The organism is Phytobacter diazotrophicus (genome assembly GCF_052061655.1).
Classification (GTDB): Bacteria; Pseudomonadota; Gammaproteobacteria; order Enterobacterales; family Enterobacteriaceae; genus Phytobacter; species Phytobacter diazotrophicus.
The window spans coordinates 4,652,947-4,668,717 of sequence record NZ_CM125428.1; the positions used below are offsets into that span (position 1 = coordinate 4,652,947).

General features: G+C 52.6%; 13 protein-coding genes. All 13 read right to left on the minus strand.

The genetic code is table 11. The annotated features are described in order from the left end of the window. A complete protein-coding gene (dnaE, locus tag ACS0RQ_RS22665) occupies positions 1 to 3,483 on the minus strand; it encodes a DNA polymerase III subunit alpha (protein ID WP_271848861.1) in 3,483 nt (1,160 codons plus the stop codon). A gap of 25 nt (positions 3,484 to 3,508) precedes the next feature. Further along, positions 3,509 to 4,105 carry a ribonuclease HII gene (gene rnhB, locus ACS0RQ_RS22670; protein WP_039078444.1) on the minus strand — a complete coding sequence of 199 codons (597 nt, stop codon included), beginning with the start codon at positions 4,103 to 4,105 and terminating at the stop codon, positions 3,509 to 3,511. Next, on the minus strand, positions 4,102 to 5,250 hold the full coding sequence (lpxB, locus tag ACS0RQ_RS22675; protein WP_271848860.1) for a lipid-A-disaccharide synthase: 1,149 nt from the start codon (positions 5,248 to 5,250) through the stop codon (positions 4,102 to 4,104). The genes rnhB and lpxB overlap by 4 nt, the downstream gene beginning before the upstream one ends. Beyond that, the gene (lpxA, locus tag ACS0RQ_RS22680; RefSeq protein ID WP_039078442.1) at positions 5,250 to 6,038 is read right to left on the minus strand and encodes an acyl-ACP--UDP-N-acetylglucosamine O-acyltransferase; all 789 of its coding nucleotides are present in this window, start codon (positions 6,036 to 6,038) and stop codon (positions 5,250 to 5,252) included. Before lpxA ends, lpxB begins: the two co-directional genes overlap by 1 nt. 3 nt (positions 6,039 to 6,041) lie before the next feature. Beyond that, on the minus strand, positions 6,042 to 6,497 hold the full coding sequence (gene fabZ, locus ACS0RQ_RS22685) for a 3-hydroxyacyl-ACP dehydratase FabZ (protein ID WP_004145858.1): 456 nt from the start codon (positions 6,495 to 6,497) through the stop codon (positions 6,042 to 6,044). Between the two features lie 104 nt (positions 6,498 to 6,601). Next, positions 6,602 to 7,627 carry a UDP-3-O-(3-hydroxymyristoyl)glucosamine N-acyltransferase gene (gene lpxD, locus ACS0RQ_RS22690; RefSeq protein ID WP_039078441.1) on the minus strand — a complete coding sequence of 342 codons (1,026 nt, stop codon included), beginning with the start codon at positions 7,625 to 7,627 and terminating at the stop codon, positions 6,602 to 6,604. A 3-nt stretch (positions 7,628 to 7,630) separates the two neighbouring features. Then, positions 7,631 to 8,125: a molecular chaperone Skp gene (skp, locus tag ACS0RQ_RS22695; RefSeq protein ID WP_039078473.1), complete on the minus strand. Its 495-nt coding sequence runs from the start codon at positions 8,123 to 8,125 to the stop codon at positions 7,631 to 7,633. Between the two features lie 119 nt (positions 8,126 to 8,244). Continuing rightward, positions 8,245 to 10,656 carry an outer membrane protein assembly factor BamA gene (bamA, locus tag ACS0RQ_RS22700; protein WP_271848858.1) on the minus strand — a complete coding sequence of 804 codons (2,412 nt, stop codon included), beginning with the start codon at positions 10,654 to 10,656 and terminating at the stop codon, positions 8,245 to 8,247. Positions 10,657 to 10,687: 31 nt separating this feature from the next. Next, positions 10,688 to 12,037: a sigma E protease regulator RseP gene (gene rseP, locus ACS0RQ_RS22705; RefSeq protein ID WP_271848857.1), complete on the minus strand. Its 1,350-nt coding sequence runs from the start codon at positions 12,035 to 12,037 to the stop codon at positions 10,688 to 10,690. 11 nt (positions 12,038 to 12,048) lie between these two features. Then, positions 12,049 to 12,906 (minus strand): phosphatidate cytidylyltransferase, encoded by an 858-nt coding sequence (gene cdsA, locus ACS0RQ_RS22710; protein ID WP_039078438.1) that lies wholly within the window; start codon positions 12,904 to 12,906, stop codon positions 12,049 to 12,051. A gap of 12 nt (positions 12,907 to 12,918) precedes the next feature. Then, positions 12,919 to 13,677, minus strand: a complete 759-nt coding sequence (ispU, locus tag ACS0RQ_RS22715; protein WP_039078437.1) for a (2E,6E)-farnesyl-diphosphate-specific ditrans,polycis-undecaprenyl-diphosphate synthase — start codon at positions 13,675 to 13,677, stop codon at positions 12,919 to 12,921. A 183-nt stretch (positions 13,678 to 13,860) separates the two neighbouring features. Then, the gene (gene ispC, locus ACS0RQ_RS22720) at positions 13,861 to 15,060 is read right to left on the minus strand and encodes a 1-deoxy-D-xylulose-5-phosphate reductoisomerase (protein ID WP_271848856.1); all 1,200 of its coding nucleotides are present in this window, start codon (positions 15,058 to 15,060) and stop codon (positions 13,861 to 13,863) included. Positions 15,061 to 15,155: 95 nt separating this feature from the next. Continuing rightward, positions 15,156 to 15,713: a ribosome recycling factor gene (frr, locus tag ACS0RQ_RS22725; RefSeq protein WP_039078435.1), complete on the minus strand. Its 558-nt coding sequence runs from the start codon at positions 15,711 to 15,713 to the stop codon at positions 15,156 to 15,158. Positions 15,714 to 15,771 lie beyond the last annotated feature (58 nt).

Genomic DNA, 15,771 nt, shown 5'->3' on the forward strand with positions numbered 1-15,771 from the left:
TTAGTCAAACTCCAGTTCCACCTGCTCCGAACCAATGAGGCCACGGAGATCGTTTAATAAACGATCGCTCGGAGAGACACGCCACGTTGCGCCGAAACGTAATCGTGCACGTGCATCCGCCCTCTGATAGTAGAGATGTACTGGAATGGTCCCCGAGCGATGGGGTTCCAGAGACTGACGGAGTCGGTTCAAAAGCTGGTCATCAATTTGCCTGTCCGTCAGCGAGATAGCAAGCCCGCGCGCATATTTTTCACGAGCTTCGTCAATGTCCATCACTTCGCGGGCGGTCATTTTAAGCCCCCCGCTGAAGTCATCAAAGCTGACCTGTCCGCTGACGATCAGTATGCGGTCTTTTTCCAGCAGTTGCTGATATTTGTCCAGGGCGTCCGTGAACAACATCACTTCCAGACGCCCGGAACGGTCATCCAAAGTACAGATGCCAATACGATTGCCGCGCTTGGTGACCATAACCCGCGCAGCAATCACCAGCCCCGCCGCCGTGGTGACCTTGCCACGTTCGGTCGGGTGCATGTCTTTTAGTCGGTAACCACCGACGTAACGATCGATCTCTTTCAAATACTGGGTGATCGGATGCCCGGTCAGGTACAGCCCCAGGGTTTCACGTTCACCGTCCAGCACCACCTGCTCTGGCCACGGCTGGCAACTGGCGTAAGACTGTTCCACCTGTTCGGGTTCTTCTGCCAGGACACCGAACATATCCGCCTGACCAATCGCTTCCGCTTTCGCATGCTGGTCGGCGGCTTTCAACGCGTCGGCCAGCGAGTTCATCAGCGCGGCACGATGCGGCCCAAGGCGGTCAAACGCCCCGGACATTATCAGTTTTTCCAGCACCCGGCGATTGAGTTTTTTGGTGTCGGTACGGGCGCAGAGATCAAACAGTTCCCGGAAATAGCCACCGTTATTACGAGCCTCGAGGATCGCTTCAATCGGGCCTTCACCTACACCCTTGATAGCCCCAATGCCGTAAACAATTTCACCGTCGTCATTCACGTGGAAATGGTACAGACCAGAGTTGATATCCGGCGGCAGGATCTTGAGCCCCATGCGCCAGCATTCGTCCACCAGGCCTACCACCTTCTCGGTGTTGTCCATATCGGCGGTCATTACCGCCGCCATAAACTCTGCCGGATAGTGCGCTTTGAGCCACAGCGTCTGGTATGAGACTAAAGCATAGGCAGCAGAGTGCGATTTGTTAAATCCGTACCCGGCGAATTTCTCCACCAGGTCGAAGATTTTCATCGCCAGCTCGCCGTCAACGCCGTTTTTCTTCGCCCCTTCCTCGAAGGTCCCACGCTGCTTGGCCATCTCCTCCGGCTTTTTCTTACCCATCGCACGACGCAGCATGTCCGCGCCGCCGAGGGTATAGCCAGAAAGCACCTGAGCTATCTGCATCACCTGTTCCTGATACAAGATGATGCCGTAGGTCGGCTCCAGTACCGGTTTCAGGCTCTCATGCTGCCACTGTACGTCCGGGTAGGAAATCTCTTCGCGCCCGTGCTTACGGTCGATAAAGTTATCCACCATTCCCGATTGCAGTGGGCCCGGACGGAACAGGGCCACCAGGGCTATCATATCTTCGAAGCAGTCAGGCTGCAGACGTTTGATCAAGTCTTTCATGCCGCGGGATTCAAGCTGGAAGACCGCTGTGGTTTCCGAGCGCTGCAGCATGTCGAAGCTTTTCTTGTCATCAAGCGGGATAGCGGCGATATCAAGCGGTGGCTCGCCGTTCTTCTCACGGCGGGCGTTGATCATCTCCAGAGCCCAGTTGATGATGGTGAGCGTACGCAGCCCCAGGAAGTCGAACTTCACGAGACCCGCGTATTCCACGTCGTTCTTATCAAACTGGGTGACCGGATGTTGCCCCGCTTCATCGCAATAGAGCGGTGCAAAATCGGTGATTTTGGTCGGCGCGATAACCACACCGCCGGCGTGTTTACCGGCGTTACGCGTGACGCCTTCCAGCTTACGCGCCATATCAATTAGCGCTCTGACTTCCTCGTCAGCCTCGTAGATTTCTGGCAGTTGCGGTTCCGCTTCAAAGGCTTTCGCCAACGTCATACCAGGATCAGGTGGAACCAGCTTAGAAATACGATCCACAAAGCCGTACGGGTGCCCCAGAACGCGGCCTACGTCGCGAATAACCGCTTTTGCCGCCATCGTACCGAAGGTGATGATCTGCGATACCGCATCACGCCCGTACATATCTGCTACGTGCTCGATAACCTGATCGCGTTTTTCCATACAGAAGTCGACGTCAAAGTCGGGCATGGAGACACGTTCCGGGTTAAGGAAACGTTCGAACAGCAGGTCGAATTCCAGTGGGTCGAGGTCGGTAATTTTCAGCGCATAGGCTACCAGCGAACCCGCACCGGAGCCTCGCCCCGGGCCTACCGGCACACCGTTATCTTTCGACCACTGGATAAATTCCATAACGATAAGGAAGTAGCCCGGGAACCCCATCTGGTTAATCACCTGGAGTTCAATATCCAGACGTTCATCATACTCAGGGCGTTTCTCTTTACGGACCGCCTCATCCGGGAAAAGGAATGCCAGACGCTCTTCCAGGCCCTCTTTTGACTTCGCAACAAGAAAATCTTCGGTGGTCATATCCCCGGTCGGGAACTGGGGCAGGAAGTACTCGCCCAGACGCACCGTGACGTTACAACGTTTGGCGATTTCTACCGTGTTTTCGAGCGCTTCCGGGATGTCAGAGAAAAGCTCACACATCTCGGCTTCGCTGCGCATATATTGCTGCGCAGAGTAATTACGCGGACGCTTGGGGTCATCAAGGGTAAAGCCGTCGTGAATCGCGACACGGATTTCATGGGCATCAAAGTCGCCCGCATCGATAAAACGCACGTCATTGGTCGCCACAACAGGCAGACCGCGTTCTTCGGCGAGCCGTACCGCCGCATGCAAATAGTTCTCTTCGTCCGCGCGACCGGTACGAATCAGTTCGAGATAATAGTTGTTGGGGAAATGCTCTTCGTAAAACGCCACGCACTGCTCAACCAGCGCGCTATTACCGCGCATCAGGCTTTTACCAACATCCCCCATCCGGGCACCAGACAACAGGATCAGCCCGTCTTTCAGCTCAACCAGCCAGTCGCGGTCAATCCACGGCCCTGCCGCCCCGTATCCACGCTGATAGGCACGAGAAATTAGCAGCGTCAGGTTTTGATAGCCGACGTTGTTTGCTGCCAGTACAGTGAGCTGCGTCAGTTCGTCCGCGAGTAGTTCGCTCTGAACATGAAAATCGGCCCCCACAATCGGTTTTAACCCCGCGCCATGGGCCGTTCCGTAGAACTTCACCAGGCCACACAGGTTGGTAAAATCGGTGATCGCCAGCGCTGGCATGCCGAGCGCGGCCGCCTTTTTCACCAGCGGCCCGGTTTTCGCCAGCCCGTCTATCATGGAGTAGTCGCTATGCACCCGCAGGTGTACGAAACGTGGTTCAGCCATTTTCAGATCTCTTCACGTCACAGAATCAGGACACAAGGCCCAGCACACGTTTAACGGGCGCAAAGCTGCGCCGATGATGTTCCGTTGCGCCATGCTCAGCCAGTTTTTCCAGATGGAAAGCGGTTGGATAGCCTTTATGCTGCGCGAAGCCGTATTGAGGAAAAGTCAGATCGAGCGTGGCCATTTCTGCATCACGGGTGACCTTCGCCAGAATGGAGGCGGCGCTGATTTCAGGCACCCGACTGTCACCTTTTACAACCGCCAGCGAAGGCATCGGCAGTTTGGGGCAACGGTTGCCATCAATGAGAACATACTCCGGAATAATACCCAAACCAGCGACCGCACGCTGCATTGCCAGCATCGTGGCATGCAGAATATTTAACTCGTCGATTTCGTGCGGCTCTGCACGGCCCAGACTCCAGGCCAGCGCCTTCTCTTTGATCTCGTCAAACAATGCCAGACGGCGTTTCTCAGATAATTTTTTCGAGTCATTAAGACCGATAATAGGACGCGCCGGATCGAGGATAACAGCAGCAGTCACCACTGCGCCAACCAACGGGCCGCGTCCAACTTCATCCACACCGGCAACCAGGTGTGTATGGGGGTAAATAAATTCCATCATTGTGCCAACTCCAGTACGGCATTTGCGGCCTGCTCATCGGCATTACAGCGGATCTGCAGATGCAGTTCCCGGAAAATATCGTGCATCGCATGGCTGGTTTTGCCATTTGCCAACAGGGGGAGTAACGCATCAGCCAGCGCCTGAGGCTGACAGTCATCCTGCAGCAGCTCTTTAACAAGCTCACGCCCCGCCAGTAAATTGGGCAGCGAAACGTAATCGGTTTTAACCAGACGCTTCGCCAGCCAGAAGGTAAACGGCTTCATCCGATACCCCACCACCATCGGGCATTTCGCCAGCATGCACTCCAGCGCGGCTGTGCCGGATGCCAGCAATGCAGCATCACTGGCAATCATCGCTTCCCGCGCCTGGCCATCCAGCATATGCACGCGCAGATCAGGGGCAACATCCGCTTTGATGCGTTCAAACTGCTCGCGACGCTTTGCATTCACCAACGGCACAACAACTTCCAGGTCCGGATAATGCTTACGCAACAGTTGCGCCGTACGCAAAAAGTCAGCGCTCAGCATCTCAACCTCTGCGCCACGGCTGCCCGGAAGTAACGCAAGGCAGTGCGCATCATGGGGAATGCCTAATGTGTCCCGCGCTGCATTTTTATCCGGATCAAGCGGCATCGCATCCGCCATGGTATGACCGATAAAACGGCAGGGAACATTGAATCTATCGTAAAACGCTTTTTCGAAAGGCAGAAATGCGAGCACCAGGTCGGTGGCTCTGCCTATTTTGAAAACGCGTTTTTGGCGCCAGGCCCATACCGAAGGGCTGACATAATGAATGGTCCTGATGCCCTTCTTTTTCAGGTTCCCTTCAAGGGTAATATTGAAATCGGGTGCATCAATGCCGACAAAGACATCGGGTTTAAGCTCGCTAAAGCGACGCGTGAGGTCGGCACGGATATGCAACAGACGTCGCAGGCGACCAAGCACCTCGACAATCCCCATCACCGCCAGCTCTTCCATTTCGTACCAGGCCTCGCAGCCTTCGGCCTGCATACGTGGCCCGGCAACGCCTACGAAGCGCGCATCGGGCATACGCGCTCTCAGTGCGCGGATGAGACCCGCACCAAGAATATCGCCGGAGGTTTCTCCGGCGACGAGGGCAATCGTTAACGGACGACGTTCGACCATTACCGAATTAAACCACGCGTGGAACGTTCAAAAAACGCCATGAACGTTTTCACTTCCGGATGCTGTTCTGCCAGCTCGGCAATTTCAGGTTTCGCTTCATCCAGCGTTTTTCCGCTGCGGTACAGCAGTTTATACGCGTTACGGATTGCGGTGATCGCTTCGCGGCTAAAGCCACGACGCTTAAGACCTTCAATATTCACACCAAACGGAGTGGCGTGGTTACCCTGAGCAATCACGAACGGTGGAACGTCCTGTGCGACACCAGAACAGCCGCCAACCATAACGTGCGCACCGATAATGCAGAACTGGTGCACCGCGGTCATACCGCCGATGATCGCGAAATCATCAACGGAAACGTGGCCTGCCAGTGTGGCGTTATTCGCCAGAATGCAGCGACTGCCAACGGTGCAATCATGCGCAACGTGCGCATTGACCATCAGCAGGTTGTCGCTGCCCACCTTCGTCAACCCACCGCCTTGTACCGTGCCACGGTGAATGGTGACGCTTTCGCGGATGCGGTTGCGATCGCCAATTTCCACGCGGGTCGGTTCACCAGCATATTTCAGATCCTGGTTAACCTCGCCGATAGAAGCGAACTGATAAATCTCGTTATCACGACCAATTTTGGTATGGCCATTAATAACAACATGAGACTTCAGTACGGTGCCTTCGCCGATTTCGACGTTAGCGCCAACAATACAAAACGGACCAATGTGAGCGTTAGCACCAATAACGGCACCGTCTTCAACAATGGCAGAAGGATGAATAAAGGCGGTTTTATCAATCACGTATCAGGCCTCCCGGCTACGTGCACACATCATAGTAGCTTCACAAACAACTTTACCGTCTACCAGCGCGACACCCTTGAAGCGAGTCAGGCCACGGCGCGTTTTTTCGAAAGTTACTTCCATGATCATTTGATCGCCTGGCACAACCGGACGCTTAAAGCGCGCTTCATCAATACCTGCGAAGTAGTAGAGCTCGCCTGGTTCCAGTTTACCGACGCTTTTGAACGCCAGAATACCGGTTGCCTGCGCCATCGCTTCCAGAATCAACACGCCAGGTAAAATCGGTTTGCCTGGGAAATGCCCCTGGAAAAACGGTTCATTTACCGAAACATTTTTAACTGCGCGCAGAAAACGACCTTCTTCAAAGTCCAGCACACGGTCTACCAGCAAAAACGGGTAACGGTGCGGCAGAAGCTCCAGAATCTCTTCAATGTGCAGAGTATGAGTGTCAGTAGTCAAAATACTCTTCCTGTCTAAATATACTAAAAGGCCATAATAACACGGCCCGCGGCAATCGTAAGAATGCCGACAGGCCGGGAAGTTTAAACGTAGCGAGCGAGCTATTAGTCTTCTTTATTGACTTTACGCTCAATAGCTTTGAGGCGCTTGCTCATGTCATCAATGTTCATCACCAGGGCTGCGGTTTTACGCCACACCTTGTTCGGCTGTAGCGGGATGCCGGAGGAATAAATTCCTGGCTCGGTGATAGGACGCATCACCATCCCCATTCCCGTCACGGTGACTTTATCGCAGATTTCCATATGCCCGTTGATAACGCTGGCACCGCCAATCATGCAATAACGGCCAATTTTCAAACTACCCGCCATGATGACGCCACCAGCAACCGCGGTATTGTCGCCAATCACGACGTTATGTGCAATCTGGCACTGGTTATCAATGATGACACCGTTACCAATGCGGGTATCATCCAGCGCACCGCGATCGATAGTGGTACATGCACCAATTTCAACGCGATCGCCGATGATGACACGACCAAGCTGTGGGATCTTAACCCAGGTGCCGCGATCGTTGGCATAACCAAAACCATCAGAACCGATCACTGTGCCCGATTGAATCAGGCAATTCTCACCGATCTCGATTTCATGGTAAATGGTCACATTGGCCCATAAACGGGAGCCCGCACCAATTTTCGTATTTTTCCCAACGAAGCAGCCCGGGCCGATAACGACGTTATCGCCAAGCGTCACGCCGGATTCGATGACCGCGTTTGCGCCAATCGCCACGTTGTTTCCCAGCGTCGCATCGGGATCGATCACCGCCCCTGGGGCGATGTTCTGGGCCGGTTGCGGCGTGGTATCAAGAATTTGGGCCATGCGTGCGTATGTCAGGTAGGGGTTTTTCACTACCAGTGCCGCACTCGTGGCAAAAGGAAGATCGTCCTGCGTCATGACGACAGCAGACGCCTGACAGGCAGCTAAGCTTTCACGGTATTTTGGATTTACCATGAAGGTGATTTGCCCTGCTTTAGCGGATTGCATGGACGCAACGCCGGTGATGACGATATCGCCATCACCGTGTAACTCTGCATCCAACTGTTGAGCTAAATCAGACAGTCGAATTGAAGGCATTACTTATTTAACCTGTTTCAGTACATCAGCAGTGATGTCTTTAACGTCATTGCTGTTGTAGATAGCGGCGTTAGAAGGAATAACCAGATCCACGCCCTGATCGGAAGCAACTTTCTTCACAGCAGCCTGGATTTTGGTCATCAGCTTGCCACGTTCTTCGTTAGAACGACGAGCCTGATCCTGCTCGAAAGCCTGACCTTTCTGTGCCAGATCCTGACGCTGAGCCTGGATATCTTTTTCCAGCTTAGTACGATCGGCCGCTTTCATTGTGGAACCGTCACGCTGATAGCGCTGCATTTTAGTCTGCAGGTCAGATTCCATACGCTGCAGTTCGCTGGCACGGCCACTGAATTCGTTTTTCATTGTCTGAGAAACGCCAGAAGTCTGCGCAACCTGCTGGAACAGGCTGTTCATGTCTACGACCGCAATTTTATCGGCCGCCTGAGCAGACGTTGCCATTGCCAAACCTACACCTGCAGCTAATAACCACTTTTTCACAATTAACTCCTCACCATCCCGTTTGTACCCGGAGGTACCGTTCTTTGCGTTGGCAGGCAGTACGAAGCGCACTGCCTCACCATCACGACACTACTTATGCATTCCTTCGCTGTGGCAAGTTACCAGGTTTTACCAATGTTAAACTGGAACTGCTCTGCCTTGTCTCCATCGTATTTCTTAAACGGCTGGGCGTAGGAGAAAACCAACGGCCCCAATGGGGACATCCATTGTAAGGCGATACCCGCGGACATACGGATATTGCTCGGGTCACTGTAATCCGGTACGCCTAACGCTTTCATATCAGCAGTATTTTGCCAGTTGGTATCCCAAACGGTACCTGCATCCCAGAAGAACGATGTGCGCACAGAATTCGCATATTTTTCACTGATAAATGGCGTCGGCGTAATGAACTCTACGCTTGCCACGCCCATTGCGTTACCGCCCACGGCGTCATTAGAACGACAATAGCCGCCATTCTGGTTACAGTTATCAAGACCAGCGTGACCGTAGTAAACGGCTTTCGGACCAATGTTGTTGGACTGGAAGCCACGAACGCTGCTTGAACCACCGGCATAGAAGTTCTCATAGAACGGCAGTTCTTTACCACCCAGGCCGTCACCGTAACCCCAACGCGTACGTCCCAGAACAACCCATTTATGATCGTCATCGATCGGGAAGTAGGAAGCCGTATCAATCGTAACTTTGTAGAACTCATTATCAGAGCCTGGAATCGTCACCTTACCGTTCAGGTTGACACGCGATCCCTTGGTCGGGAAGTAACCACGGTCAAGGTTGTTGTATGTCCAACCATAGTTGAAGGTGAAGTCGTTTGCCGCGAAACCGTTATTATCGTCGGTTTTACCGGCACTTTGACCAATGGAGTCCAGATAACGCCACATCGCCACCTGCGGTTCCATCTTCGACAGATCGTTATGGACATAGCCTAAGCCCATACGCAGGGTATTGTATTCATTAACCGGGAAACCTAACGTGCCATCCAGACCATAACTTTTGTTGGTGTAGGAGGACAGGTCAGCATTGTCTGCTTTAAAGTCATTGTAGAAGATACGCCCGCCGAGACTCACACCATCCACCGTAAAGTACGGGTTGGTCACCGAGAATTCGGAATAGGTCTGGTAGTCGTTCTTCGTACCGTTGATACCCACGGAGTAGCCCGTACCCAGCCAGTTGTCTTGCTGGACACCCACCTGGAAGCTCACACCGCTCTCTGTACCGTAGCCGACACCGAAGTTGAAGCTACCAGTGTTACGCTCTTTAACTTTGTACACGACGTCAACCTGGTCCGGGCTGCCCGGCACACGCTGCGTATCGGTATCTACCGTTTCGAAGTAACCCAGACGGTTCAGACGCTCTTTACCCTGGTCTACAAGGTCGCTGCCCAGCCAGGCACCTTCCATCTGACGCATCTCGCGGCGCAGAACGGCATCTTTCGAAGTATCGTTACCTTCGAAGCGAATTTTACGCACGTAATAACGGTTACCCGCATCGACGTTTACATGCAGCTTAACGGTTTTATCTGTATCGTTGATTTCCGGCTGCGACTGAACGCGCGGGTAGGCATAACCATAGCGACCAAGAAGCTTTTTAATGTCATCTTCCATTTTGGTCACTTTGGTGCCGTTATACAGCTCGCCCGGCTGGATTTTGGTCAGGCTTTCAATCTCAGCGGAGTGACCCGCCAGATTGCCGCTGACTTCAACACCAGAGAGTTTGTACTGATCCCCTTCGGTCACGTTGACGGTGATGTAGATACCTTTTTTATCCGGCGTCAGACTCACCTGCGTGGAATCAATATTAAAACGCGCATAACCGCGATCCAGATAGTAACTACGCAGGGTTTCAAGGTCGCCCGCCAGCTTCTGTTTCTGGTACTTGCGATCGCCCACCACGTTCCACCATGGCACTTCATCGCGCAACTGGAAGGTGGAGATCAGTTCTTCGGTCTTGAACGCATGGTTCCCGACGATGTTGATCTGTTGGATCTGGGCTGATACGCCTTCCTGGAAGACCAGTTTAAGGTCAACACGGTTACGTGGCAGAGGCGTAACGACCGCCTTCACGCTGGCACTGTATTTACCGACGCTGTAATAGAAATCTTCCAGACCTTTTTCGATATCAGACAGTGTGGTCCGATCCAGAGATTCACCAACACGTACGCCTGAAGCTTCAAGGTTCTGCTTGAGCATGTCATCTTTCACCGACTTGTTGCCGGAGAAAGTGATACTGGCGATTGTCGGACGTTCTTTTACCTGAACGAGAAGGGTATCACCGTCGCGGAGTACGCGAACATCCTCGAAGTTACCAGTGGCAAACAGGGCGCGGATGGTGTTACTGATGTCTTCATCATTCACCGTGTCGCCTGGGCGAACCGGCATACTGAGGAGGGCCGCACCAACGGCGACACGCTGCAGGCCTTCGAAATGAATGTCCTTCACTACGAACCCGTCAGCACCGTATACGGTGGCGCTGCTAAACAGCAGCGACGCTATGAGCAACTTTTTCATCGCCATCGTTATTATGCGTTCTTCCTAACAAACTCTCTTACAACCGAGAGAAATCATTGAAAAGTGCAAGCCCCATTAACAACACCAGCAAAATCGAGCCAATGCGATAACTAAAGTCTTGAACCCGCTCGGATACCGGTCCGCCTTTCAGCTTCTCAATCGCTAAAAACAGCAGATGCCCCCCGTCAAGGACAGGTAATGGGAACAGATTGATGATACCTAAGTTCACGCTTATCAACGCGAGGAACATCAGGTAGTAAATCAACCCGAACTCTGCTGACATCCCAGCCCCCTGAGCGATCGAGATCGGCCCACTGAGGTTGTTCAGTTTTACGTCACCGGTTATCAATTTCCCCAACATACTGACCGTCAGCTTCATCAATTGCCACGTTTTATCCGTAGCTTCAGCGATGGCGCTAAATGGTCCGTATTGGCGTACTGTCTTATATTCATCCGGCAGCGGGATAATTTTCGGCACAACGCCGGCAAAACCCTCCGCCTTGTTACCGGGTTTCTCATCCGGTATTAGCGTTAAAGACAAGGGACTCCCATGCCTTTCAATGTCCAGTGCTAACGGTGTGCCCGGATTATCGCGCACCAGGGTGACAAACGTCATCCACTGCGTTAGTTGCTGACCATCGACTTTAACGATCCTGTCGCCAGCTTGCAAACCTGCTTTGCTTGCAGCCGAGCCTAATTGTACCTCAGCTAATACCGGTTCAATCTGCGCACCGCGAGGACGAATCCCTAATGACGCTACCGGGTCGTCTTTATCAGGTGCAAAATTCCACTGTTGTAAATCGAGAACTTTGTCCTGGCGGTTATTGCTCCCAAACGGAGCCACGCTGAGTGTGGTTTGCTTGTCGCCAATTTTGGCGATCAGTTGCAAACGCACTGCGTCCCAATCAGGCGTTTCGATGCCATCAATCGCTTTAAGTTCCGTTCCTGGCGTAATTTGCGCGTTTGCCGCGATGGAATTGGGCGCAATTTCACCAATAACCGGGCGAACACCCGGTACACCGATGATAAACACCAGCCAGTAAGCCACGATAGCAAAGAGAAAATTGGCGATCGGTCCCGCCGCGATAACCGCGGCACGCTGGCCAACGGTTTTATTGTTGAAGGCGTAATGGCGCATTTCCGGCGTCACCGGCTCAACACGCTCATCCAGCATTTTGACGTAACCACCAAGCGGAATGACGGCAATAACAAATTCCGTACCTTGCTTGTCCTTGCGACGCCAGAGCGCTTTGCCGAAACCAATGGAAAAACGCTCGACTTTCACGCCACAACGGCGAGCAACCCAGAAATGGCCAAATTCATGCACGGTGATAAGAACACCAAGCGCAACAATGAACGACGCCAAATCCCAGAGAAAGCTCAGCATAAAACCGTCCGTTAAATCGTCCTGAAAACCAGTAACAGCAGACAGGCAAATACAGGAACCGCCGCCGTCAGGCTGTCGATGCGGTCAAGTATACCACCGTGACCAGGGATTAAATGACCACTGTCTTTAATACCGGCTTCACGCTTAAACATGCTTTCCGTCAGATCGCCCAACACCGAGGCCAGCGCCGCGATCACAGAACAGAGTAATAATGTTGATGGCGCAACTTCGAGATTTGCCCACGCACCGTATCCCCAGGAAATAATTCCTGCGGTAAACAAGCCACCAATAAAGCCTTGCCAGGTTTTTCCCGGTGACACCTTCGGTGCCAGCTTATGTTTGCCAAACAGTTTGCCAAACATGTACGCACCGGAATCTGCGCCCCATACCAGGATCATGATATACAGCAACCATAACGCCCCGCTGTAGTGATTATCAGCGTAATGCCATGACCGCAGCGCCAGCATACCCCAGAAAAAAGGAATAATTGTGAGAATGCCGAAAATCAACCGTATAGGTTTCGAATTACGCCAAATTGCTGCAGATGCAGGATAACCCAGCACCAGCACCAGAGCGATAACCCACCAGACAAGCGAAGCCCAAAGTGAAACCTCGACTACTGGCTGATGAATATTATGATGGTACTCCGGCAGCATAAACAACATCAGTGCCAACACTAGCCCGCATAATACCGCCAGCCAGACACGCTGTGTCCGTGACGTAAAACCGCTCAGTTGTCCCCATTCCCATGCTGCCAGCATGCAAACGGCAAGCGTAACAATCGCAAAACCCACAGGCGGCAATAAGAACAATGCAGCAATGACAATGGGTATTAATACAAACGCAGAAATCAGGCGATACTTCAGCAAAAGCTACCCCCATCAGGCTTTGTCGCCACCTGGCTCGGTGCCGCCGAAACGACGCTCTCGATTGGCAAAGGCATGCAGCGCACCTTCAAAGTCTTGTTCATCAAAATCGGGCCAAAGAACATCCGTAAAGTAAAGTTCGGCATAGGCAATTTGCCAAAGTAAAAAGTTACTTATGCGATGTTCCCCACCCGTCCTAATCACTAAATCTACAGGTGCCAGTTCATGCATACAGATTTGCTGACTCAGCAAATCTTCATCAATTTGGTCAGGATGCAATACCCCTTCCTGAACCTGAACGGCCAATTGCCGTACTCCCTGTACGATATCCCAGCGTCCGCCATAATTCGCCGCGATATTTAGCGTCAGCCCCGTATTCTGGGCAGTCAACGCTTCTGCTTTACGAATACGCTCTTGCAGACGCGCGTTGAAACGGCTGGTATCACCAATAATGCGCAAACGCACATTATGTCGGTGCAGGCTCTTAACTTCACTGTCCAGCGCCCAGACAAATAATTCCATTAGCGCACTGACTTCCTGCGCTGGACGATTCCAGTTCTCACTACTGAACGCGTAAAGCGTTAACGCATCAATCCCGCTGTTGGCAGCAAAAGAAACGGCCCGGCGGACTGATTTCGCACCCGCTCTGTGTCCAAATGCCCGTATCTTTCCTTGTCTTTTCGCCCAGCGACCATTGCCGTCCATAATGATTGCTACATGGCGACAGCCATGTGCTGGCAAATTTTCGCTCATTGGTTGATTCGCAGACAACATAACGCGTTTTAGTCCCTGAAAAGGATTTAGCGGTACTCAGGAATACAAAAGCCTTTACGCAAAAAAGCCGTGTCAACCACGGCTTCCCCTGACAGCCCGAAATTAAACAGGCTGATGGATGGCGCAGACTATATCACCGAAGCCCAACGCTAACAAATAGCATGACTGTTAGTGGCTGGATTATCACCAGCTTGCGAAGCGCGTCACTTGTTTTTGCGCTACGTCACGTGCAAGCCGATCTACAGCCAATACATCATCAATACTTTGTGGTTCGCTTAATACCATCTGTTCCAGAACAGACAGATTCAGCGCAGCAATATCCGTAAAACGGATAGCGGAAGCCAGAAATGCTGACACCGTTACCTCATTAGCCGCATTCAGCGCCGTCGTTGCTGCCTGCCCCTGTGCAAACGCATCTATCGCCAGTTTCAGGCAAGGGTAGCGGTCATAGTCAGGTGCGGCAAAACTCAACGCGCTCAATTTACAAAAATCGAGGGCATTGGCGCCGGAGGGCACACGTTCAGGCCAGGCCATAGTATGTGCAATCGGTGTACGCATATCCGGTTCACCAAGCTGCGCTAAAACACTGCCGTCCTGATAACGCACCATGGAGTGGATCACCGATTGCGGGTGAATAAGCACTTCCATCTGGCGGGCAGATGCGTTGAATAACCAGCGCGCTTCAATGTATTCCAGACCTTTGTTCATCATGGTGGCGGAATCAACGGAGATCTTTCTCCCCATCGACCAGTTCGGATGACGACATGCCTGATCCGGCGTCATTGAGGCCAGTTCGGACATAGGCGTTTCACGGAACGGGCCACCAGACCCGGTAAGCAGAATAGACGAAACGCCATTCTGCTCTAAATCAGCGTACCCCAGGTTGTGTTGGATTGTTTCCGGTAAACTCTGAAAAATAGCGTTATGTTCGCTATCCACCGGGAGGAGCTGCGCCCTGCTCTCTTTCACTGCGTCCATAAAAAGACGTCCGCAGGTCACCAGCGACTCTTTATTGGCAAGCAGCACGGTTTTACCCGCGCGGATAGCCGCAAGCGTAGGCACAAGGCCAGCAGCGCCAACAATCGCCGCCATCACCTGGTCGACATCATCGAGCGCAGCCATCTCACAGGCCGCCTGCTGACCACTCATGACCTGCGTCGGGCAGCCCTGTTGCTGTAATTCAGCTTTTAGCTGACGCGCGCTGGCTTCATCGTCCATCACCGCAAAACGCGGGGTGAACTCCAGGCATTGTTCCACCATACGGGTAACATTTTTACCCGCAACCAGGGCAGTAATGGAAAAGCGATCGGGATTGTGGCGAACCACATCGAGCGTGCTGCAACCAATAGAACCTGTTGAGCCCAGAAGGGTTAAATGCTTCATGAAACGCTCACAATATTGTGCAGATTAAAAGCAAAACGCCGCCAGCAAAGCCCCCTTGGCGGCTCTCTGTACGGCGTTTTTCGTCGGTTTTCGAATCAGAACTGCATCAGTTCTGCTTCTTTATCCGCCAGCGCCGCATCGACTTTTTTGATTGCAGCGTCAGTCAGTTTCTGCACGTCTTCCTGAGAACGACGGTCATCATCTTCACTGATTTCTTTATCTTTCAGCAGCGCTTTGACTTTATCGTTCGCATCACGACGGACGTTACGAACAGCAACGCGCGCTTGTTCAGCTTCGCCACGAACAATTTTAGTCAGATCTTTACGACGTTCTTCAGTCAGCGGTGGCAGCGGAACGCGAATGTCGGTCCCGGCTGAGCTTGGGTTCAGACCTAGGTCGGACGCCATAATGGCTTTCTCAACGGCCGGGCCCATAGAACGATCGAACACGTTGATTTTCAGCGTACGGGAGTCTTCTACCGTTACGTTCGCCAACTGGCGCAGCGGCGTCGGAGTACCGTAATACTCAACGACGATACCATCCAGAAGGCTCGGGGAAGCACGGCCAGTGCGCACTTTGCTGATTTGGGTTTTGAATGATTCTACGCATTTTTCCATGCGCACTTCAGCATCTTTTCTGATATCGCTAATCACGTTACGAATCCTTGAAATCTTGTCTCAGGCAAACCATACGCCACTTGAGTGGTTAGTA

What these genes read in the sequence shown, in the direction of transcription:
- dnaE (WP_271848861.1), bottom strand. Translation starts at nt 3,483, where the DNA reads ATGGCTGAACCACGTTTCGTACACCTGCGGGTGCATAGCGACTACTCC.
- rnhB (WP_039078444.1), bottom strand. Translation starts at nt 4,105, where the DNA reads ATGATGGAATTTATTTACCCCCATACACACCTGGTTGCCGGTGTGGAT.
- lpxB (WP_271848860.1), bottom strand. Translation starts at nt 5,250, where the DNA reads ATGGTCGAACGTCGTCCGTTAACGATTGCCCTCGTCGCCGGAGAAACC.
- lpxD (WP_039078441.1), bottom strand. Translation starts at nt 7,627, where the DNA reads ATGCCTTCAATTCGACTGTCTGATTTAGCTCAACAGTTGGATGCAGAG.
- bamA (WP_271848858.1), bottom strand. Translation starts at nt 10,656, where the DNA reads ATGGCGATGAAAAAGTTGCTCATAGCGTCGCTGCTGTTTAGCAGCGCC.
- rseP (WP_271848857.1), bottom strand. Translation starts at nt 12,037, where the DNA reads ATGCTGAGCTTTCTCTGGGATTTGGCGTCGTTCATTGTTGCGCTTGGT.
- ispU (WP_039078437.1), bottom strand. Translation starts at nt 13,677, where the DNA reads ATGTTGTCTGCGAATCAACCAATGAGCGAAAATTTGCCAGCACATGGC.
- ispC (WP_271848856.1), bottom strand. Translation starts at nt 15,060, where the DNA reads ATGAAGCATTTAACCCTTCTGGGCTCAACAGGTTCTATTGGTTGCAGC.